Source organism: Pseudomonas sp. RL_5y_Pfl2_73 (assembly GCF_963970515.1).
GTDB lineage: Bacteria > Pseudomonadota > Gammaproteobacteria > Pseudomonadales > Pseudomonadaceae > Aquipseudomonas.
In genome coordinates this window covers 50,755-70,651 of the sequence record NZ_CAXAPD010000029.1, presented here as the reverse complement: position 1 = coordinate 70,651, position 19,897 = coordinate 50,755, and the positions used below count along the sequence as shown (strand labels likewise).

Below are 19,897 nucleotides of genomic sequence, written 5' to 3'. Positions count from 1 at the left end.
CAACCGAAGCATTAGTGGCACTGGCCCGCAAGCTTGCCCGAGTAGTATTCGCCCTGCTGAAGAACCAGAGCGAATACTTACCGAAGGGCATTTAAGGGGTAGCCCTGCACCATAGAATCTCCCACAGGTGATTCTGGGTGTCCATGAGTCTTGTGTTCACCGCAGGCCATTGTGGGAGCGAGCTTGCTCGCGAAGGCGGTGCCATAGTCGATGAAGAGGTTGGATGTGCCGGCCTCATCGCGAGCAGGCTCGCTCCCACAGGTGATTCTGGGTGTCCATGAGTCTTGTGTTCACCGCAGGCCATTGTGGGAGCGAGCTTGCTCGCGATGGCGGTGGTTCAGCTACATAGATGTTGGACGTGTCGCGCTCTTGCTTTGCTTTGCTTTGGATTTTGATCTCGACGCCCCGTTAAACCACGCTGGCCGAACGCAGGCATTGCGCAGTGGGCATCCCGGCATGGATGCCGGGATAGCCGCGCTGGGCCATGGATGGCCCTTCGCGGCGGCCCACGGAGCAATGCCGGAGTGAGGGCACACCGAGCCTAGGCGAGGTGCCGAGTGGTGGGGCAAAGCGCTTTTGGTTACTTTTGGCGCTTCTCCAAAAGTGACCCGCCGTAAGGGCGGAACCGCCAGCCGCCGTTACCGAAATAACGGATATACACACCAAATAAAAATGAACAGCATTACGCACATTGCCCGGCACTTTGCTGTACAACAATCAGGCCGCTGTGTCGTTTACAGCATTGCCCTTCTGGCGGAAAACTCATGCGCCTGGCCGATTTCATTCTCGACAATATCGAGCCGATTCTTCAGGCGTGGAAAGACTTCGCCAAAACCATCACCCCCGCGTCCATTGGCATGGATGCCGTGGCCCTGCGCGACCATGCCGAGCAGATGTTGCGCACCATCGCTGCTGACCTGCGCACCTCACAAACACGCAACGAGGCAATTGCCAAGTCCCATGGCGAGGCTCCGCCGGCTGACGCCGAAACCGCCGCCGAAACCCATGCGGTCATCCGTCAGTTCTCGGGTTTTACCGTGGAGCAAATGGTTTCCGAGTACCGGGCCCTGCGTACTGGCGTGCTTATGCTCTGGATGCCGCACACGCAGTTGGATCACAAGCAGGTCATGGACGATCTGATTCGATTCAACGAGGCCGTGGACCAGGCCTTGTCCGAGTCCGTTGTCAGTTACTCGGGGGGGGGATGCATCGCGCAATATCTTTCTCGGGATTCTGGGGCATGACCTGCGCAGCCCCTTGGGCGCGATCCTGCTGAGTTCCGAGGTGCTGCTGCGGGCGGGGGACCTGCCCGCCAAAGCCACCAAGATCACTTCGCGCATCTACACCAGCGTCAAGCGGGCCAACAAAATCGTCGGCGATCTATTGGATTTCACCCGCACCCAACTCGGCACGGGTATTCCGGTGCAGCGCGTCAACGGCGATCTGGTGGCGGCCTGCGAAGGCATGGTGGAGGAGGCACGGGCCTATCACCCGGAAAGCGAAATCCGCTTTGAAACGACCGGTGCCCTGGTGGGGGTGTTTGATCCGGCCCGCATGGAGCAGGTATTCGCCAACCTGATTGGCAATGCCGTCCAGCATGGTGCCGAAGGCACACCGGTGACTGTTTCGTTGAGCGTTGAAAAGGGTATGGCTGTGATCGCGATCAACAACCAGGGCAAGCCTATCGAGAAAAAGGCCATCGCCAGCCTCTTCAACCCGTTGATCCGGCATCTGCGCAGCGGTGAAGCGCAGTACGGTGCCACGGCCGGGCTCGGACTGGGCCTACACATCGCCTCGGCGATCGTATCGGCCCATCAGGGCACCATCGAGATTCACTCGAAGGCGCGAGTCGGCACGACCGTTACGGTTCGTGTACCGCTGAACCCGGGCTGATCGATTGTCCGAAAGAGCAGGCTTGCATGCTTGTACGACGTCTTATCACGTAGTAAAACTGTCGTCCCGTCCAATAATAATTAACGGAGACGCACCGATGGATGCTTCGCAATCTGCAACCGCCGCCGATCAGGGGCGCCGGGTATTCCTGAAACGGTCCCTGGTGGTCTCGGCCGCTGCGGCCGCCCTTGGCAACCTGCCAGGGCTCGCCCAGGCCGAACCCTTGAGCCAGCGTTACCCGGACCCGCTGATCAATATCCTTGACCCCAGCTTCATGGACTTGCGCATCTTCAACGCCAGCGTGGAGAAACTCGCCACCGGCCTGCGTTGGGCAGAAGGGCCGGTGTGGGTCGGTGACGGTCGTTACCTGCTGGTCAGCGACATTCCCAACAACCGCATTGTGCGCTGGGATGAAATTACCGGTGGCCTGTCGGTCTACCGCGAGAACTCCAACTTCTCCAACGGCATGTGCCGCGATCGCCAGGGCCGGCTGCTGGTGTGCGAAGGCTCCACCACCGCCAGCGAAGGCCGGCGCATCACCCGCACTGAGCACAACGGCACTCTCACCGTGCTGGCGGACAGTTTCGAGGGCAAGCCTTTCAACTCGCCCAACGACATCGTCTGCAAGCGGGACGGTTCGGTCTGGTTCACCGACCCGCCGTTCCAGACCGGTAACAACTATGAGGGGCACAAAGTCACCCCCGCCCAGCCTCACGCGGTGTATCGCATCGACGGCGAAACCAGCAAAGTCACCCGGGTCATCGATGACCTGGCGGGGCCGAACGGCTTGTGTTTTTCCCCGGACGAGAAAATCCTCTACGTGGTCGAAGGCCGGGCCAAGCCCAACCGCTTGATCTGGGCGATCACGGTCAAGGACGACGGCACGTTGGGCGAGCGGCGCAAGCACATCGAAGGCCTGGATTACGCGGCGATCGATGGGATCAAATGCGACGAGAGTGGCAACCTCTGGTGCGGCTGGGGCGGTAATGGCGACCCCAAGGCCGACCTGGAAAAACTCGACGGCGTGCGGGTGTTCAACCCGAAAGGCAAGGCTATCGGGCACATCTCCCTGCCGGAGCGCTGCCCCAACGTCTGCTTCGGTGGCCGGGAAGGCAATCGGTTGTTCATGGCCGGCAGCCACTCGTTGTATTCGCTGTTCGTGAATACCCGGGGGGCGACGTTTGCCTGATTGAACGGTTCTCCATTGTGGCCTGGGCTCTGTAGGAGCTGGCGAAGCCTGCGATCTTTTGATCTTGATCTTGATCTTTCACTTGCGACTCAATTGTCTGGGACAAGATCGCAGCCTCGTTGCACTCGACAGCTCCTACGCAGCTCCTACGCAGCTCCAGGGCGGGTACCGGCGGGAGCAGTCGCTGGCCACGGATGTCCTGTGTTTTCTGATAGGTTCAGGGTTGTCCGCAACTCCACAGCTCTACGGTCGGCGGGTCCTCTGTCGGCGGTCCCAACCAGAAGCTCATCGGCCGACAACGGCCATCGAAACACAATTGATAGTCGCCGGCCTGCGGCGTGCGGCCCAGTTTCAGTGGTTGCAGGGGCGGCATCTGGCGTTGGTAGTGCCAACTGCCATTTTCCAGTCGGGCGTTTTCGGGAATCTCCATGCCCGCGCCATTGCCTTTGACCCTGGCCTCGCCCAGGACCAAGCCCTGTTCGCTGAGACGATAGTCTTCCTCCCAGCGGATTTTCTCGATGGTGTGGTCCCACGCCAGGGTGAAGCTGCTGACCTCAAGTTGTGCCCAGGCCACCCCGGCCAGGCCCAGGCACAAGCCGATCACGCCAGGGCCCGCCCGCTGCGCCGCGAGCGCCAGATGTGCTGCAAGATCATTAGCCCGGCCAACACGAAGCCGATCTCATCGGTCAGCGGCAAGGCCACCACCAGCAACGCGCCAGCCGCAAAGCACAGTAGGCGTTCCCAGGCCGGCATCTTCTGTTGCAGATAGCCGGTGGACGCCATGCCCCAAAGCCCGACGGCCAGCATCGTCTTGATCAGCATGTACGCCGTCATCCACAGGTTGTCGCCCTGGAGCATCAGGGCCGGGTTATAGACCGCCATGAAGGGAACGACGAAGCCGGCGAGGGCGATGCGCACCGCCCAGAAGCTGATCTTCAGGCCGCTTTCCCGGGCAATGGGCGCAGCGGCGAAGCAGGCCAGCGCCACCGGCGGTGTCAGGTCGGCCAGGATGCCGAAATAGAACACGAACATATGCGACACGATCAGCGGCACGCCCAGTTCCAGGAGGGCGGGTGCGGCGATCGAACTGGTGATGATGTAGTTGGGAATGGTCGGGATGCCCATGCCCAGCACCAGGCAAGTGAGCATGGTGAGGATCAGCGACAGCATCAGGTTGTCGCGACCGATGGCGAGGATGTAGCCGGCAAAGGTGGAGGCCACGCCAGTCAGCGAGACCACCGCGATGATGCTGCCCACCAGTGCGCAGGCGATCCCCACCGGAACGGCATGACGCGCGCCGTCCACCAGGGCATGCAGGCAGATGATGAGGGTTTCCCGCGTACCTTTCATGAACCAGCAGGCCACCACCAGCACGCCAATCACCGCAAACACGACGCCGATACCCAGCCGGAAAAAACCGACGCAAAGCACGCCCAACGCGATCCAGAAGGCACAGCGCAAAGCGTAGTTCGAGACCTTGAGAATGATCGCCGAGCCGAGAATCACGATGGCTGTCAACGCCAGGCCGACCATGCCGGAAAACAGCGGTGTGCGTCCGGAAAACAACAGGTAGACCAACACTGCGAGCGGGATCAGCAGGTACCAGCGTTCCTTGACCGCGCCCCAGGCGCTGGGGCACTGGTCCTTGGGCAGGCCCTTGAGGTCGGAGCGTTTGGCTTCCAGGTGAACCATCCAGAACACCGAGCCGAAGTATAGGCTGGCGGGTATCAGCGCGGCCTTGGCGATTTCAACGAACGGCACATTGATGGTTTCGGCCATGATGAAGGCCACCGCGCCCATCACCGGAGGCATGAGCTGGCTGCCCATGCTGGACGTCGCTTCCACACCGCCGGCAAACGCAGCCCTGTAGCCGAAGCGCTTCATCAGTGGGATGGTGAATTGCCCGGTGGTGACGACGTTGGCGATGCCCGATCCGGTGATGGTGCCCATCAGCGCCGAAGACACCACTGACACTTTCGCCGGACCGCCCAGCTTGTGGCCGAACAGGCCCATGGCGAAATCGGTGAACAGCTTGATCATGCCGGCCTTTTCCAGGAAGGCGCCGAACAGGATGAACAGGAAGATGTACGTGGCCGACACATACGTTGGCGTGCCGTACAAGCCTTCGGTGCCGAAAGACAGTTGGTTGATGATTTGATCGACACCATAGCCGCGATGGGCCAAATCGCCCGGCAGATATTCGCCAAACAGGCCATAGGCCAGGAACAGGCCGCAAATGATCGGCAGCGCGATGCCCATCACCCGTCGAGCGGCTTCGAACACCAGCACGACCAGGACCACGCCGATGATCATGTCGGCAGTGGTCAGGTCGCCGGAGCGCTGGATCAGGTCGGCCTCGAACACCCATTGATAGAGGGCCGTCGCCACGCCCGCCAGGCTCAAGACCCAGGCCAGGGGTTGCCAGGGACGCTGCTTGCCATAGGCCGGGTAGCTGAGGAATACCACCCACAGCAGAAAGCCGACATGCACCGCCCGCAGCACGATGCTGGAGACTGGAGAAAACGCGGCGGTGATGATCTGAAACACTGAAAACAACAAGGCCACGTAGAACAGTGTCTTGGGCCAGTCCCGTGGGTCCGTGGCGATACCGTGCTGGTCTTCACTCATGGGGTGCCTGCCTTCTGTTCACATTCAAGGGGCGAAAACACGACGCATCAACGGCGCCGGGTGCCGTTGATGCGTAGGGGGGGGCTACAGCGCGCCCACTTCTTTGTAGTAGCGCTCGGCACCGGGGTGTAGGGCGATTGGCAGGTTTTTCGCGGCGTTTTTCAGGGTGATGTCCTTGGCCGCCGAATGGGAGGTGCCCAGGCGAGTGAGGTTCTCAAAGAGCAGTTTGGTCATCTGATACGCCACCTCATCCGGGACATCCTCATGGGTGACCAGAATGTTGGTGATGGCCACGGTCGGTACGGCGTCGGTCTGGCCATCGTAGGTGTTGGCCGGAATCATCGCGCTTTGGTAGGCCGGGTTACCGATTTTCTCCACCACATCGGTGGGCACCGATATATAGCTCAGCGCCATGGTCGAGGCCAGGTCACGAATGGCCGCCATCCCCAGGCCTGAGGACTGGAGCGTGGCATCCAGTTGCCGGTTCTTGATCAAGTCCACCGACTCGGCGAACGGCAAGTACTGGACCTTCATGTCCTGGTAGGTCAGCCCCGCAGCCTTGAAGATCGCCCGGGCATTGAGTTCGGTGCCGGATTTCGCCGCGCCGACGGAGACGGTCTTGCCCTTGAGGTCTGCCAGGGTCTTGATGCCGGACTCCTTGCTGGCAACGATCTGGATGTAATTGGGGTAGGTGCCGGCGATGGCGCGCAGCTTGGTCAGCGGTGCCTTGAAACCGGCGTCTTCCACGCCGTTCTTGGCATCCGCCACCGAGTCGCCCAGGGCCAGGGCCAGTTCCCCGCGCCCAGCTTGCAGCAGGTTGAGGTTTTCCACCGAGGCCTTGGTGGCCTGAACCGATGTCTTGGCGTCCTGGATGCCACTGCTGTAGATCTGCGACAGCCCGACCCCGATCGGGTAATAAACCCCGCTGGTGCCCCCCGTCAGGATGTTGATATACACCGGGGCTGCCTGGGCCGCAGTCGTTATCGCCAAGGCTGCCGCGGCGGCCAGGAGGGTGAAGCGCTTGTTGACTCGCATGGGAACTCTCCGTCTTGTTATGGCTGTATGCAGAGTCTTTCCACTGTAGTCGAAAGGTGAGTCGAGGCGCCATAGACGCGTCTGTGACGAGGAAGATTGCTCCCGCTGAGCTCTGTAGGAACTATAGGAACTGTGTAGGAGCTGTCGAGTGCAACGAGGCTGCGATCTTTCCCAATACACTTGAATCTCAAGCGAAAGATCAAAAGATCAAAGATCAAAAGATCGCAGGCTTCGCCAGCGCCTACTGCGCTAGGGAAAACCAGCCGCTGGCGCCGTACTGCCACGCACCGTCAACTCAAACGGCAACACCACATGCCGTTCGGCAATCGGTTTTTTCTCGATCAGGGCAATCAGCATCTCCACCGCTTGTTGCCCAAACGCTTCGGCAGGTTGCGCAATGGTGGTCAGGGGCGGGTCGCAATAGGCGGCGAACGGGATGTCGTCAAACCCCACCAGGGAAATATCCTCGGGCACCCGCAGGCCCATCTGCTTGATGCGCCTGAGCGCGCCGATGGCCATCTCGTCGTTTTCACAGAACAGCGCGCTGGGGCGGTCGGCCCGTTCGAGCATCGCGCCAGCGCCGTCGTCACCGGCCTTCAAGGTGAAGTCGCCATGGCAGATCAGGCTTGGGTCGACGGCGATCCCGGCCTGGCGCAGGGCATCCTGGTAGCCTGCCACGCGGTCCAGGGTCAGGGGGCTGCTGCGTGGCCCCTTGATGATGCCGATACGGCGATGGCCGAGTTCGATCAGGTGCTCGGTCATGGCCTGGGCGGCGGCGCGGTTGTCGAGGCTGATGGTCGGGTAAGGGGCGTTCTTGACCACTTCGCAGGCGTTGACCAGCGGCAGGCTTTCGGCGCCTGCGGGCATTGATTCGAAAGGATCGCTGGCGCGCAACTGGATCACCCCGTCGGCCTGGTGGGCGTAGACCAGGGCGGCGAATTCCCGCTCGATTTGTGCCCGGCCCTGGGTGTCGCACAGCAGCAAACGATAGCCCGCCGCCTGAGCGGCCTGCTGCGCGCCGCTGATGACCCGGGCGAAAAACGTGTTGGCGATGGTCGGCACCAGAATCACCAGGTTGCCGGTGCGGCGGGAGCGAAATTGCACCGCCATCAGGTTGGGGCGATAGCCGGCCAGTTCCACCGCCGCGTTGACCTTGTCCCGCGTCTCGGGAAGCACCCGCTCGGGCGATTTCAGCGTTCTGGACACCGTGGCCACCGAAACACCGGCCAGCCGGGCCACTTCACGAATGTTGGACAAAATCACCTCAGGGGCAGGGGCTACGGTTGGGGAGCTTACCGCAGGTTGAGCGCCCCACAAATGTTCATGCATGGCCTCATGGGGTTTGACACGCAGGAAAACTGAGCCTAGATTTTCGCCATGATGTAACCGGTTACATCCGTACCCTGACAGGAAGGCAATCGCGATGAATCCTGTAGTACCGAAAATAAGAATGGGCTTCGTCGGCGGTGGGGAGGGCGCTTTCATCGGCCAGGCCCACCGTCAGGCCGCGAGCCTGGACGGCGGTTTTGAATGGGTGTGCGGCGCATTCAGCCGCGACCCTCACAACACTCGGCTGACCGGGTCGGCCCTGGGCCTGGCCGCGTCCCGTTGCTACCACGACTGGCAGCAGATGCTCGACAGCGAAGCGCTGCTGCCGCTTGATCAGCGCATGGAACTGCTGGTGATTGTCACGCCCAATCACCTCCATGCACCCATTGCCAGCCAGGCCTTGAAAGCCGGTTTTCATGTGTTCAGCGAGAAACCCGCCGCCCTGGACCTCAACGAGTTGCTGGCCCTCAGGGAAGTGCTGCAAGGCAGCCGTTGCCTCTACGGCCTGGCCCACACCTACCTGGGCTATCCCATGGTTTGGCAGGCGCGGGAGATGGTGCGCACAGGCGAGATCGGCCAGGTGCGCAAAGTGCTGGTCGAGTACCCCCAAGGCTGGCTCAGCCAGGATGTCGCCGCCCAGGGTAATAAGCAGGCCGAGTGGCGCGATGACCCTGGGCAGTCCGGCCTGGGCGGTTGCATCGGCGACATTGGCACCCACGCGTTTTCCTTGGCCGAGTTCGTCGCGGACCAGCCTATCCAACAGCTATGCGCCACCTTGGGTACGCACATCCCGGGCCGGCAATTGGATGACGACGCCGCGATGCTGTTCAAGATGGCGGGCGGTGCCAGCGGCGCGTTGATCGCAAGCCAGGTCTGCACCGGCGAAGAGAACCCGCTGAAGATTCGCGTCTACGGCGACAGAGGCGCCTTGGAGTGGCGCCAGGAAGAGCCGGCGAGCCTGATCCATCGGGCCTTTGACCAACCCCTGCGGATCCTGCGCAGTGGTGTCGGCCAGCCGTGGCTGTGCGCGGCGGCCACGCGGCGCATGCGCCTGCCGGCCGGGCATCCCGAAGGCTACCTGGAAGCCATGGCCAACCTCTACGGCGATTTCGCCCAGGCCATTCGCAACCACGTCGAAGGCCCTGACGCCCCCGGCGTGCCCGGCATCGAGACTGGTTTACGTGGCATGGCATTCATTGAGGCCGCCATCCTCAACCACCGTGGCGACGCGAAGTGGACCACCGTGCAAACCGGAGCATCCCTGCTGTGAATACCCTCGACACGCCACCGAGCGGCCTGCGCGGCCCAGGCATTTTCCTGGCGCAGTTCATGTCCGCCGAAGCACCGTTCGACACCCTGGCCAACATCGCCCAGTGGGCGGCTTCGCAAGGCTACAAAGCCATTCAAGTGCCGACGTCGGGCACGCAATACATCGACCTGGCTCGGGCCGCCGAGAGCCAGGATTATTGCGATGAGCTCAAGGCCACCTGTGCCCAGGCCGGTGTCGAGATCAGCGAGTTATCGACGCACCTGCAAGGCCAGTTGGTGGCGGTGCACCCGGCATTCGACACGCTGTTCGACGACTTCGCCCCGGCCCATTTGCGCGGCCAGCCCCAGGCGCGGACCGAGTGGGCGATCGAGCAACTCAAGCTGGCCGCCCGCGCCAGTCAACGGTTGGGCCTCAAGGCCCATGCGACGTTTTCCGGCGCGTTGCTGTGGCCGTACCTCTACCCATGGCCGCAGCGCCCGACGGGCCTGGTGGAGCAAGGTTTCGCCGAACTGGCCCGGCGCTGGTTGCCGATTCTCGACTGCTTCGACGCGGCGGGTGTGGACCTTTGCTACGAAATCCACCCCGGCGAAGACCTCCACGACGGCGCCTCGTTCGAGCGCTTCCTGGAGGCCGTCGATCACCACCCACGGGCGGCGATCCTCTACGATCCCAGCCACCTGCTGCTGCAACAGATGGACTACTTGGGTTTCATCGACCGCTACCATGCGCGCATTCGCATGTTCCACGTCAAGGACGCCGAATTCCGTCCCGATGCCCGCTCCGGGGTGTACGGTGGCTACCAGGGCTGGGTCGATCGCCCCGGGCGGTTCCGTTCGTTGGGCGATGGCCAGATCGATTTCAAATCGATCTTCAGCAAGCTGACCCAATACGATTTCAACGGTTGGGCGGTTTTGGAATGGGAGTGCTGCCTGAAGGATTCGCAGCAGGGCGCCGCAGAAGGGGCGGCGTTCATCCAGCGACACATGATCAGCAAGACCGGCAAGGCGTTCGACGATTTTGCTGGTGTCACCACGGATGAAGATTCCAACCGGCGGTTGTTGGGCCTGTTGAGGTAGCCGGCCCAACCCAAAAACCTGTGGCGAGGAAACCCATTGTGGGAGCAAGGCTTGCCCGCGATGAACGAAAACGCGGTTCCAACTGTTGGAGCGCGGCGCGGCCATCGCGGGCAAGCCTTGCTCCCACAGTTGAGGTCCCTTTGTAACAAATGCGGTGCAGCTTTTTCTTCACAAGAACAACAATAAAACGGTGACTGTCATGACCCCGATGAACGCACGCCTCAGCGTGATGATGTTCCTGCAGTTCTTTATCTGGGGTGGCTGGTTCGTCACCCTGGGGACGTTTCTCTCCAGCACGCTGGGCGCCGACGGCGGGCAGATCGGCATGGCGTTTTCCACTCAGTCATGGGGGGCGATCATTGCGCCGTTTGTCATCGGCCTGATCGCCGATCGCTACTTCAATGCCGAACGGATCCTGGCGGTGTTGCACCTGCTGGGCGCGGTGTTGCTGTATCAGCTGTATTCGGCGGCGGACTTCAGCGTGTTCCATCCGTACGTGCTGGCGTACATGGTGGTCTACATGCCGACGTTGGCCCTGGTCAATTCCGTGGCGTTCCGGCAAATGCGCGACCCGGCGCTGGAGTTCTCGCGCATTCGTGTGTGGGGCACCATTGGCTGGATTGTCGCGGGCGTGGTGATCAGTTTCGTGTTCGCCTGGGATTCGCGTGAGGCGATCTCGGCAGGCGGTTTGCGCAATACGTTCCTGATGGCGGCCGTTGCTTCCCTGGTATTGGGGCTCTACAGCTTCACGCTACCGGTCACGGCGCCGCTCAAAGAGCAGGCCAGCGGTGGCGGCATCAAGCAGCTGTTGGGCTTGGATGCATTGGGTCTGTTGAAGGACCGCAGCTACCTGGTGTTCTTCATCGCCTCGATCCTGATCTGCATTCCCCTGGCCTTTTATTACCAGAATGCCAACCCGTTCCTGGCCGAAACCGGCATGACCAACCCGACGGCAAAGATGGCCATCGGGCAGGTATCGGAAGTGTTGTTCATGCTGCTGTTGCCGCTGTTTATCCAACGCTTCGGCATCAAGCTGGCGCTGCTGGTGGGCATGTTGGCGTGGGCGTTGCGCTACCTGTTGTTCGCCTACGGCAATAACGGCGACCTGGCGTTCATGCTGTTCACCGGCATTGCCCTGCACGGTATCTGTTACGACTTCTTTTTTGTCTCGGGGCAGATCTACACCGATGCCAAGGCGCCGAAGCATTTGCGCAGTTCGGCCCAGGGCCTGATTACCCTGGCGACCTACGGTGTGGGCATGCTGATCGGCTTCTGGGTGGCGGGGCAGGTGACCGATCACTTTGTCCTGGAGGGCGGCCACGATTGGAAAAGCATCTGGCTGTTCCCGGCCGGTTTCGCGTTGGTGGTGTTCGCCTGTTTCCTGTTTTCCTTCAGCGGTCGGCAGGTGGTTAGCGCGCCATCAAAGGCCTGAAGCACAAGAGAGGCTGGGCGTCAGTCATTGATGGCTGACGTCCAGCTTGGTGTCCGCCTTCGTTGGAATCGCCGACGTTGTCCAGGGTGTTGACGCCGCTGTTGTAACGCCAGTTGCGCCACTTGCCGTCTTTCGAGGTTTCCCGCAGCTCGGAGCGTGGGTACTCGCGTTTGCCGGTATGAGAACCGGTCACCGGCACCCAGAACACGATCTTGTCACCGGTGTTGGTGAAGTACTGGTTGCGCAGCGTTGGAACGGCCTTGGTTGCAACGGTCAAGGCGGGTGTCTGTATAGGAAGCGTGATGTTCCAGACGGTCAGGTCGATCATGGTTACAAGCTCTGGCAGGCTGGCGCTCGGACGCACTCAGCCGGGGGCGCGCGCGAGCCGTCCATGGCGCTGTTTTCAGCTTATCGACAGGGAATTGTTCCGCTGGAGAGACATCTGACGGATGGCTCTGGGGTGGGCCTGACAGGCGTTTTGCGGATTGCGCGGGGATCATGTCAATTTGCTGATGATCGGTTAGAGTACGCGCCGCCCGAGAGACGGATCTCGGGCATTTTCTTATGGAGTATTCAATGAACTACATCAGCAAAGTTGTCGCCTGCGCAGTGTTCGGCCTGGCCCTGGCGGGTTGCACCGGCACCCCGATGAAAACCCAGCAATACGACAGCAGCCAATACACCGTTGTCGGCCACAGTGAAGCCAAGGCCACCGGCCTGCTGTTGTTCGGCGTGATCCCGATTCGTCAGAACAACCGTTTCGTGCGTGCCCAGGACGCGGCGATCAAGGCCAAGGGCGGCGACGCCATGATCAACACCCAAGTCCAGGAAAACTGGTTCTGGGCCTGGGTCCTGACCGGCTACACCACCTCGGTATCCGGTGATGTGGTCAAGCTGAAGAACGTTCAGTAAAAACCCAGCTCGCCCCTGCTTGATGGGGACATGGTAGGGGCTGCCGAGCGAAGCGAGGCTGCGATCTTTGCGAGTTCAATCGAGTCTCAAGCGAAAGATCAAATCAAAAGATTGCCGCCTTCGGTAGCGCCTACAGGACGCATTCGATCTACGTCCTCCCGCCACCCAGTGACTTAACGGCGCCACATATGCTGCAACGTCACCCGCCCACCAGAACCGCCAGCACCACCAATGACCCCGCCGGAACTGTTGGCCGCAGCCATCAACACCGGGCTCAGGCCCACCGGCTCGGACGTGATTCGCTGAGGCTGGGATAAACACAGGCCTGTTTGGGGTGGGCCCGTTCAGCCCTTCGCCGCCATCGCCGTCACTTCCACCCGCATCCCCTCGACCGCCAGCGCCGCCACGCCCACGGCGGCGCGAACCGGCCAGGGTGTGGCGAAGAAGCGTTTGTAGACTTCGTTGAAGGCGGCGCGGTCAGCCATGTCGGTCAGGTAGATGGTCAGGTGCAGGACCCGGTCCATGGAGCTGCCGGCGCCCTCCAGGGCGATCTTGAGTGCTTGCAGTGTGCATTCGCTCTGCAGGGTGATGTCACCCAGTTCCAGGCTGCCGTCGGCATGGGTGGGGATTTGCGTGGAAACCAGCAAGCCACCGAAACCGGCGACGTCGGAGGAAATGGAGTCCGCATCCGGATCTGGAATAAACGTAATGTCTGGGTTGCTCATGCAAAGCCTCATGCTGGAAAAGAAAAAGGACCGCCGCAGTTTACCGTCCATTGCTGCGGCGTTCCTGCATTCCTTTATCCGTGCGCTCCCAGCCCGTTGTTTTGCACCCGCGCCTGGATGTAGGCCTCAAGCGTCGTGGTGCCATGCAGGGCAGCGTCGGCCCTTGCCTGCCAGCATCGGGTCGACGAGCGCGCGATGCGGGCGTTAAGGATCTGCTGGATGTTCATGAGGCGTTCCTGTTTCCCGGCTGCATGCCCGCCGGCCTGTTCGCCTTCGCCGATCTGCTGCATGCCGCCAAGCGCAGAAGAGGGCGGGCACTGTTCGAGGCCCGCTATATCGCGTTGCAGGCTGGGCCGACCGCGTACCGGTGCAAATTTGGGCGTGGATGACGCCGCTCAACCGGCCGTCTTTTCCGTTTCGTTGCGATGGTGTTCCTGCCAGTTCTCGACGGGGCGGGCACGGTCTTCGTTGAACATGTCCGTGAGCAGCGCATTGGCACGGCGGTAGGCATCGTGGCGGAACTTGAGGTCATCTTCCGGCTGGGCGACGATTTCCTCCAGCATCTTGAGATTCAGCCGGCGGAACTGGTCTGCTCGCTCGCGCGCTTGGTAAGCCCCCACGCCCATGTGCTCCAGCGCACTGCGACCCAATGACAGCGCACTCTCGAAGGTTTCCCGCTCAGCCGCCTCCACGCCCATCTGCCGAAGGGTGATGAGGTGCCCCATGTCCCGCGCGCGCACGATCAACTGCAATGCGGGGAAGTGCTCTTGGGCCAGCCGGGTCAGTGCCAGGTTGTCTTCCCGATCGTCGATCGCATTGATCAGCACCACCGCTTGGGCCGCGCCGGCTGCGTGCAGCAGATCGAGGCGCGTGGCATCGCCATAAAAGACTTTCACGCCGAACTTGCGCAGCGTCTCGATGTTGTCAGGGTCGTGATCCAATACCACCACCTCGACGCCGCAAGACATCAACAGACGTCCGGCGATCTGCCCGAAACGCCCGAACCCGGCGATGATCACCCGTGGATTCTGCTGGTCGACCAGGTCGGATTCGCGTTTGTTTTTCTTGGCGACGGACTCGAACCGATCCAGCAACACGATCAGCAAGGGCGTCAGGCACATGGACAGGGCGACTGCGAGGGTCAGGCTCTTGCCCCATGGGTCGGTCAAGATGCCGGCCACCGTCGCCGCGCCAAACACCACGAAGGCGAATTCGCTGCCCTGGCCCAGCAACACCGCTTGCCAGGAACGTTGGCTGGCGGGGACGTTGAGAAACCGGCCCGCCACCTTGATCACCAGCAGCTTGATCAGGATAAAACCCAGGGTCAGGGTGATGACTTTCAGCGGTGCGTTGATCAGCGTGCCGAAATCGATCGACATGCCGACACCGATGAAGAACAGGCCCAACAGCAGGCCTTTGAACGGTTCAATGTCGCTTTCCAGCGCATGGCGGTATTCGGAGCTGGCCAGCAGCACCCCGGCGAGGAACGCGCCCATGGCCATCGACAAACCGGCTTCTTCCAGCACAAAGCCGAAGCCGAACACCAAGAAAAGCGCCACGGCACTGAAAATCTCCCGCAAGCCTGAGCGTGCCGCGAAGCGCAGCAGCGGTCGCGTCACGTAGCGCCCCAACAGCACGACGATGGCGATGGCGGCGACAATTTTGCCAGTCGATAGCAACAACGCCGTGCCCGAAGGTGTGTCGCCGTGGGCCGACAACAAGGGAATCATCGCCACCAGCGGAATGGCGGCGATGTCCTGGAACAGCAGCACCGCAAAACTGCTGCGGCCGACGGCGGTGGCGGTCAGGTTGCGTTCGCTCATGGCCTGCATGGCGATGGCCGTGGAGGACAGGCTCAGGGTCAGGCCGACCAGCAGCGCTGCCGTCCAGTTCAGGCCAAGGGCGGTGCAGAACAATGCAATGGCGGCACCACAGGCGAGCATCTGCAAGGCGCCGCCACCAAACACCATTTTGCGCAGGGCCCAGAGCCGCTTGGGGTCGAGCTCGAGACCGATAATGAACAGCATCAGCACCACGCCGATTTCAGCGAACTCCAGAATGGCCTTTACATCGGTAATCAGCTTCAGCCCCCACGGGCCGATGATGCACCCAGCCAGCAGATAGCCCAGCACCGGGCCTAGGCCAAACCGAACGGCAATCGGTACGATCAGTGTCGCCGAGGCCAGGTAGATCAGCATTTCAATCAGGCTGTGCGTCTCCATCTCAATCTTCCTTCCAGGCGGCCAGGCGAGCGCTATAGTGTTCGATGTGTGCGTGTTGGGCGTCAGGGTCGGCGGCGTAGGCGCCATGCACGACCACCGGCTCGAGCCAGCGCATGCCGCAGTAAATGGCCGTGGCGTGGAGAGGTTGGGCCAGCGCCGAAAAATCGGGGTAGTCGCCGATCGCAAAATGCGCGTGATCGCCACCGGTGGTGACGGCCCACAGCAAGCGCTTGCCTTTGAGGGCGGCGTCTTTACCGTAGGCCCAGCCGTGGGTGAACACCTTATCGATCCACAGTTTCAGCAGGGGCGGGGTGCTGTACCAGTACATCGGGTGCTGGAGAACGACAAGCTCTGCTTGTTCCACCGCCCGCTGTTCCGCCTCGACGTCGATATCGAAGTTGGGGTAAAGCTCATAGAGCGAACGTACGACCACGTCCGGGTTGTTCGACACTCGCTTGAGCATCTGCTGGTTGACCTGCGACTGGTCGGGGTAGGGGTGCGCGTAAATGATAAGAATCATCGGTGAATTCCTTGGTTTGGCTCCGTCGATTCTTGTCTGTCGAGCAAGCTTGCTCCCGCTAGGGGGCGCTGTAGGAGCTGCCGAGCGATATAAACAAGAGCGCCTTGCGCAGGACAGGGTCGAGGCCGGAAAAGCCGGACATCCTACCGAGGAAGGCACTGATTGTTTAGCGCGGATCGATACATCGGTCACTTCAGTCAAGCGGTAGCGAGACCTTGGCCTCCAACCCGCCACTGTGTCGATTCCTCAGGGTCAGCGTGCCGCCATGCTCCAGCACCGTCGCCCGGGCCGCAGACAGGCCCAGCCCGACACCGCCGGTGTGTTTGTTGCGCGAGCCTTCGATGCGAAAGAACGGCGTGAAGACCTGCTCAAGGTATTGCGCGGCGATGCCCGGTCCGCGATCCAGAATGCGAATGTCCACACGATTGGCGTTGGCTTCAAGGCGAACAGTTGGCGCGCCGCCATATTTGATCGCGTTGTCGATCAGGTTGACCAAGGCACGTTTGATACCGATGGGACGACCGACATAAACCAAGTGCTGGGTACCTTCGAGCGCGACCTCGGTGCCGGCGTCCTTGAGGTCATCGACGATGGTGTGCAGCAGCTCGGCCAGGTCGAACGCTGTGGCATGTTCCAGCCGGGCATCGTCGCGGAAGAACTCCAGGGCCGAGTTGACCATCGCCTGCATTTCGTCCACGTCCCTGAACAAGCGCGACTGCTGCTCGGCATCCTCGATGAACTCCCCGCGCAGGCGCATGCGGGTCAACGGCGCGCGCAAGTCATGGGAGATGGCGGCGAGCATCTGCGTGCGATCCTGCAAAAAGTGCTTGAGCTGGGCCTGCATGGCATTGAAGGCGAGGATCGCCTGGCGGATTTCATGGGGGCCGATGACCGGAATCGGTGGCGCCTGGTGGTCGACGCCAAAGCGCCGGGCGCCTTCGGCAAAACGCTCCAGCGGGGCGGCCAGGTGCCGGGTGGCGATCAGTGCGACGATAATCGTCGACACTAGGATCAGCGCCAGCATGATCAGGCTGCGCTCCCATTCCTCCAGTCCCCAACTGCGCGCAGGCAGGGAAAACACGACCCACGAGTGGTCGGTCAACTCGATCATCGCGGCGTAGCGTGCGCCGGGCTGGCCGGCGTGCCAATCGCTTGGCTCATAGCCCTCGATCCTCGCATCGGGCCGGCCCAACTGTTGGCGCAACCGCAGTGCGCCATCGTTGTATTCGGGGTCGTCGATCACCGGCAGCTTGGCATCTTCATGGTGTTGGAGCCATTGCGTGTTGAAGGTCTGGTCACTGGCCGTCCTGGCAATGGTGGGCCGCTGTTCGGGTGCTGCCGAGTCGATGATGCGTGTGATGGCGGCTACCTTTTCAATCAGGCCGATTTCCATCAGGGGCGGGCGGGCCCAGGCATCAGCCAGTTGGCTGAACAGCGCGTTCAGGGCCAGCAACGTGAGCATGGCGATCAGGGTGGTCAGGGCGATCCAGCGCGCCACCGTGTCCCGTGGGTGATGGGTGCCCGGGCGCTTCATCGCTTCACCACGTGGGGGCTGAAGAGGTAGCCGCTGTTGCGCACGGTGCGGATCATCGATGCGCCGGTGACGTCGGTCTCCAACTTGCGCCGCAGGCGGCTGACCTGGACATCGATGCTGCGGTCGAACGCCTCGAAGGTTTCGCCGCGTGCCAGGTCCAGCAACTGCTGGCGGGTCAGCACCCGGCGCGGGTGTTCGGCAAACACCAGTAGCAGTTCGAACTCTCCGGCCGACAGCGGGATCATGACCTTGTCTGGTGAGCGCAGTTCGCGCCGGGTGACGTCCAGTTGCCAGTTTTCGAACTCCAGGATCGGTCGCGATGAGTCGCTCAATGTGCCTCGGGCTTCGCCAGTGCGCCGCAGCACGGCACGCACCCGGGCCAACAGCTCGCGGGCGTCGAAGGGCTTGGTCAGGTAATCGTCCGCGCCCAGCTCCAGGCCGACGACGCGGTCACTCAATTCGCCCATGGCGGTGAGCATGATGATGCCGACGGTGTGCTCGGCCCGCAGTCGTTGGCAGAGCACCAGGCCGTTGTCGCCCGGCAGCATGACGTCGAGGATGATGAGGTCCGGCACCCGACGCTCCACCGCCTGCCACAAGGCGTTGCCATCGGCGACCACGTCCACGCTGTAGCCATGTTGTTCGAGGAACTTGCGCAAGAGGGCGAGGACTTCGAGGTCATCGTCCACCAGTAATAAATGGCTCACGGTGGGCACGCAGGGTAATGAATACAGGAGGCGATACTAGGGTCAATCCAGGGGCTGCGTCATATATTTCAATCCGGCAATAAAGTTGCCAGCGGGCAATGTTCTGGAAATCTGCGGGCAAAAAAACGGCGGCAGGATGGCCTTGATGTCGGTCAGTTCAACCACACGCCAACGCTGCTTCTGTGGCAAAGGGATGTGCTGGGCTCTGTAGGCGCTGGCGAAGCCTGCGATCTTTTGATCTTTCGCTCCAGACTCAATTGGCCGTGGAAAGATCGCAGCCTCGCTTCGCTCGTCAGCGCCTACAGACCCAGCGCGAGCTTGCTCCCTCGCCCCAGGAATTGGGTGTTTGGCTTGTGATCGGCATAGGCAGCAAGCCTCCCATTCCTCGCCGAGATAACCCTGTATGCCGATCACCAAGCCCGCTCCGCTGTTCGTTCGCTCCACCGTCGTGGTTGTATTGGCGGCACTCGCCAGCGGTTGCTCCAGCACACCGGCAGCAACGCCGGGGGCGTGTGAAAGCGCGACCTATACCGTTCATGATCCCGCAGAGCCCGTCAACCGCGGCATCTTCGCCTTCAACCGAACCGTGGATGACTACGCGCTGGCCCCCGTTGCCCGTGGTTACCTCAAACTGCCGGAGATGTTCCAGGCCGGCGTCCACAACTTCGTGGCGAACTTCGGCGAGCCCAAGGTGTTCATCAACGACCTGCTGCAAGGCAATGCACAACGCTCGGTCAACACACTGGGGCGTTTCGTCATCAACACCACGGCAGGCATCGTCGGGCTGATCGACGTGTCGGGCAAGCTGGGCATCGAGCGTCACGAGGCCGATTTCGGCCAGACCTTCGGCGTCTGGAATGTTGCCCCCGGCCCCATCGTGGAACTGCCGCTACTGGGCAGCGCCAACCTACGGGACGCGACGGGCAAAGTGCTGAGTTTTGCCGTCGATCCGTTCGGCGACAACAGCAGCACCGTCGACACCCTGGGTACGATCAACACCGTCGGCGGCGTTGTCGATGGCCGTGCCGAGGCATTGCCACTGACAGACGAGTTGCGGGCCCAAGCGGATTACTACGCGGCGCTACGCGATGCAACGGCGCAGCGGCGTGCCGATTTTGTCGCGCAAGGTAAGTCGGGGGCGGTAGTGCAGGAAGACCCGCAATGCCAGGATGGAGCCGCTGCTGATGAATAACCAGACGCTGGTCTTGCAACGGCGAATAAAACAGCTCGGCCAGGATGAGTTGCATTGCCGTGAACTTGAACTGCGGTTGACCGAGGACGGCCGTCATGCGCTGCTCAGTCGCTATATCGAGTTGTACTGCCACGAGAAGGCCAGCGAGTGTTCGGTGCGGCATTACCGGGTGCCGCTGGCGAGCATGATTCGCTGGTTGGTCGATAACGCAGAGCAGGGGAGTGCCTAGCCGG

At 61.7% G+C, this 19,897-nt stretch carries 19 protein-coding genes and 2 pseudogenes; 8 read left to right on the top strand and 13 right to left on the bottom strand.

Features of this window, described 5'->3' with window-relative positions:
• Positions 1 to 764 precede the first annotated feature (764 nt).
• Together AACY42_RS23490 and AACY42_RS23485 are read left to right on the top strand one after the other, a co-directional pair.
• Positions 765 to 1,893, top strand: a pseudogene (locus AACY42_RS23490) (ATP-binding protein).
• Positions 1,894 to 1,990: 97 nt separating this feature from the next.
• Positions 1,991 to 3,082, top strand: coding sequence for an SMP-30/gluconolactonase/LRE family protein (locus AACY42_RS23485; protein WP_339482650.1), 1,092 nt, complete (start codon positions 1,991 to 1,993; stop codon positions 3,080 to 3,082).
• A gap of 217 nt (positions 3,083 to 3,299) precedes the next feature.
• Here AACY42_RS23485 and AACY42_RS23480 read toward each other — a convergent pair whose 3' ends face one another.
• The 4 genes from AACY42_RS23480 to AACY42_RS23465 form a co-directional block, all read right to left on the bottom strand.
• Entirely contained in the window at positions 3,300 to 3,686 is a 387-nt protein-coding gene (locus AACY42_RS23480; protein WP_339482649.1) for a DUF1850 domain-containing protein, read from the bottom strand.
• Positions 3,683 to 5,710 (bottom strand): TRAP transporter permease, encoded by a 2,028-nt coding sequence (locus AACY42_RS23475; RefSeq protein ID WP_339482648.1) that lies wholly within the window; start codon positions 5,708 to 5,710, stop codon positions 3,683 to 3,685. The genes AACY42_RS23480 and AACY42_RS23475 overlap by 4 nt, the downstream gene beginning before the upstream one ends.
• An 84-nt stretch (positions 5,711 to 5,794) precedes the next feature.
• Complete coding sequence (locus AACY42_RS23470; RefSeq protein ID WP_339482647.1) at positions 5,795 to 6,745, bottom strand: TAXI family TRAP transporter solute-binding subunit; 951 nt, start codon at positions 6,743 to 6,745, stop codon at positions 5,795 to 5,797.
• Positions 6,746 to 6,994: 249 nt separating this feature from the next.
• The gene (locus AACY42_RS23465) at positions 6,995 to 8,002 is read right to left on the bottom strand and encodes a LacI family DNA-binding transcriptional regulator (RefSeq protein ID WP_339482646.1); all 1,008 of its coding nucleotides are present in this window, start codon (positions 8,000 to 8,002) and stop codon (positions 6,995 to 6,997) included.
• 166 nt (positions 8,003 to 8,168) lie between these two features.
• Between AACY42_RS23465 and AACY42_RS23460 the strand changes: the two genes are divergently transcribed.
• From AACY42_RS23460 to AACY42_RS23450, 3 genes are all read left to right on the top strand, one after another.
• Positions 8,169 to 9,344: a Gfo/Idh/MocA family protein gene (locus tag AACY42_RS23460; protein WP_339482645.1), complete on the top strand. Its 1,176-nt coding sequence runs from the start codon at positions 8,169 to 8,171 to the stop codon at positions 9,342 to 9,344.
• Positions 9,341 to 10,420 carry a sugar phosphate isomerase/epimerase family protein gene (locus tag AACY42_RS23455; protein WP_339482643.1) on the top strand — a complete coding sequence of 360 codons (1,080 nt, stop codon included), beginning with the start codon at positions 9,341 to 9,343 and terminating at the stop codon, positions 10,418 to 10,420. The genes AACY42_RS23460 and AACY42_RS23455 overlap by 4 nt, the downstream gene beginning before the upstream one ends.
• 199 nt (positions 10,421 to 10,619) lie before the next feature.
• On the top strand, positions 10,620 to 11,852 hold the full coding sequence (locus AACY42_RS23450) for a nucleoside permease (protein WP_339482642.1): 1,233 nt from the start codon (positions 10,620 to 10,622) through the stop codon (positions 11,850 to 11,852).
• On the opposite strand, the gene AACY42_RS23445 is transcribed toward AACY42_RS23450, so the two are convergent.
• Entirely contained in the window at positions 11,830 to 12,180 is a 351-nt protein-coding gene (locus AACY42_RS23445; RefSeq protein WP_339482640.1) for a polysaccharide lyase family 7 protein, read from the bottom strand. The genes AACY42_RS23450 and AACY42_RS23445 overlap by 23 nt on opposite strands.
• A 248-nt stretch (positions 12,181 to 12,428) precedes the next feature.
• Here AACY42_RS23445 and AACY42_RS23440 point away from each other — a divergent pair, with 248 nt between their 5' ends.
• Positions 12,429 to 12,764, top strand: a complete 336-nt coding sequence (locus AACY42_RS23440) for a hypothetical protein (protein WP_339482639.1) — start codon at positions 12,429 to 12,431, stop codon at positions 12,762 to 12,764.
• 75 nt (positions 12,765 to 12,839) lie between these two features.
• Here AACY42_RS23440 and AACY42_RS28815 read toward each other — a convergent pair.
• The 8 genes and pseudogenes from AACY42_RS28815 to AACY42_RS23405 all read right to left on the bottom strand — a co-directional run.
• Positions 12,840 to 13,069, bottom strand: a pseudogene (locus tag AACY42_RS28815) (hypothetical protein); the annotation flags it as partial.
• A 39-nt stretch (positions 13,070 to 13,108) separates the two neighbouring features.
• Positions 13,109 to 13,489, bottom strand: coding sequence for a RidA family protein (locus AACY42_RS23435; RefSeq protein ID WP_339482638.1), 381 nt, complete (start codon positions 13,487 to 13,489; stop codon positions 13,109 to 13,111).
• A 74-nt stretch (positions 13,490 to 13,563) separates the two neighbouring features.
• On the bottom strand, positions 13,564 to 13,779 hold the full coding sequence (locus AACY42_RS23430) for a hypothetical protein (protein WP_339482637.1): 216 nt from the start codon (positions 13,777 to 13,779) through the stop codon (positions 13,564 to 13,566).
• A 105-nt stretch (positions 13,780 to 13,884) separates the two neighbouring features.
• Positions 13,885 to 15,711, bottom strand: coding sequence for a glutathione-regulated potassium-efflux system protein KefC (gene kefC / locus AACY42_RS23425; RefSeq protein WP_339482636.1), 1,827 nt, complete (start codon positions 15,709 to 15,711; stop codon positions 13,885 to 13,887).
• A 1-nt stretch (position 15,712) separates the two neighbouring features.
• Positions 15,713 to 16,231, bottom strand: coding sequence for a glutathione-regulated potassium-efflux system oxidoreductase KefF (gene kefF, locus AACY42_RS23420; protein WP_339482635.1), 519 nt, complete (start codon positions 16,229 to 16,231; stop codon positions 15,713 to 15,715).
• Between the two features lie 193 nt (positions 16,232 to 16,424).
• On the bottom strand, positions 16,425 to 17,765 hold the full coding sequence (locus AACY42_RS23415) for an ATP-binding protein (RefSeq protein ID WP_339482634.1): 1,341 nt from the start codon (positions 17,763 to 17,765) through the stop codon (positions 16,425 to 16,427).
• Positions 17,762 to 18,472 (bottom strand): response regulator, encoded by a 711-nt coding sequence (locus tag AACY42_RS23410; protein ID WP_339482633.1) that lies wholly within the window; start codon positions 18,470 to 18,472, stop codon positions 17,762 to 17,764. Before AACY42_RS23410 ends, AACY42_RS23415 begins: the two co-directional genes overlap by 4 nt.
• A 42-nt stretch (positions 18,473 to 18,514) precedes the next feature.
• Positions 18,515 to 18,886 carry a hypothetical protein gene (locus AACY42_RS23405; RefSeq protein ID WP_339482632.1) on the bottom strand — a complete coding sequence of 124 codons (372 nt, stop codon included), beginning with the start codon at positions 18,884 to 18,886 and terminating at the stop codon, positions 18,515 to 18,517.
• On the opposite strand from AACY42_RS23405, the gene AACY42_RS23400 reads away from it, so the two are divergent.
• Both AACY42_RS23400 and AACY42_RS23395 read left to right on the top strand, forming a co-directional pair.
• Positions 18,876 to 19,664, top strand: a complete 789-nt coding sequence (locus tag AACY42_RS23400; protein ID WP_339482631.1) for an MlaA family lipoprotein — start codon at positions 18,876 to 18,878, stop codon at positions 19,662 to 19,664. The two genes, AACY42_RS23405 and AACY42_RS23400, sit on opposite strands and share 11 nt — an antisense overlap.
• Positions 19,657 to 19,893: a hypothetical protein gene (locus AACY42_RS23395; RefSeq protein ID WP_339482630.1), complete on the top strand. Its 237-nt coding sequence runs from the start codon at positions 19,657 to 19,659 to the stop codon at positions 19,891 to 19,893. Before AACY42_RS23400 ends, AACY42_RS23395 begins: the two co-directional genes overlap by 8 nt.
• Positions 19,894 to 19,897: the final 4 nt, after the last annotated feature.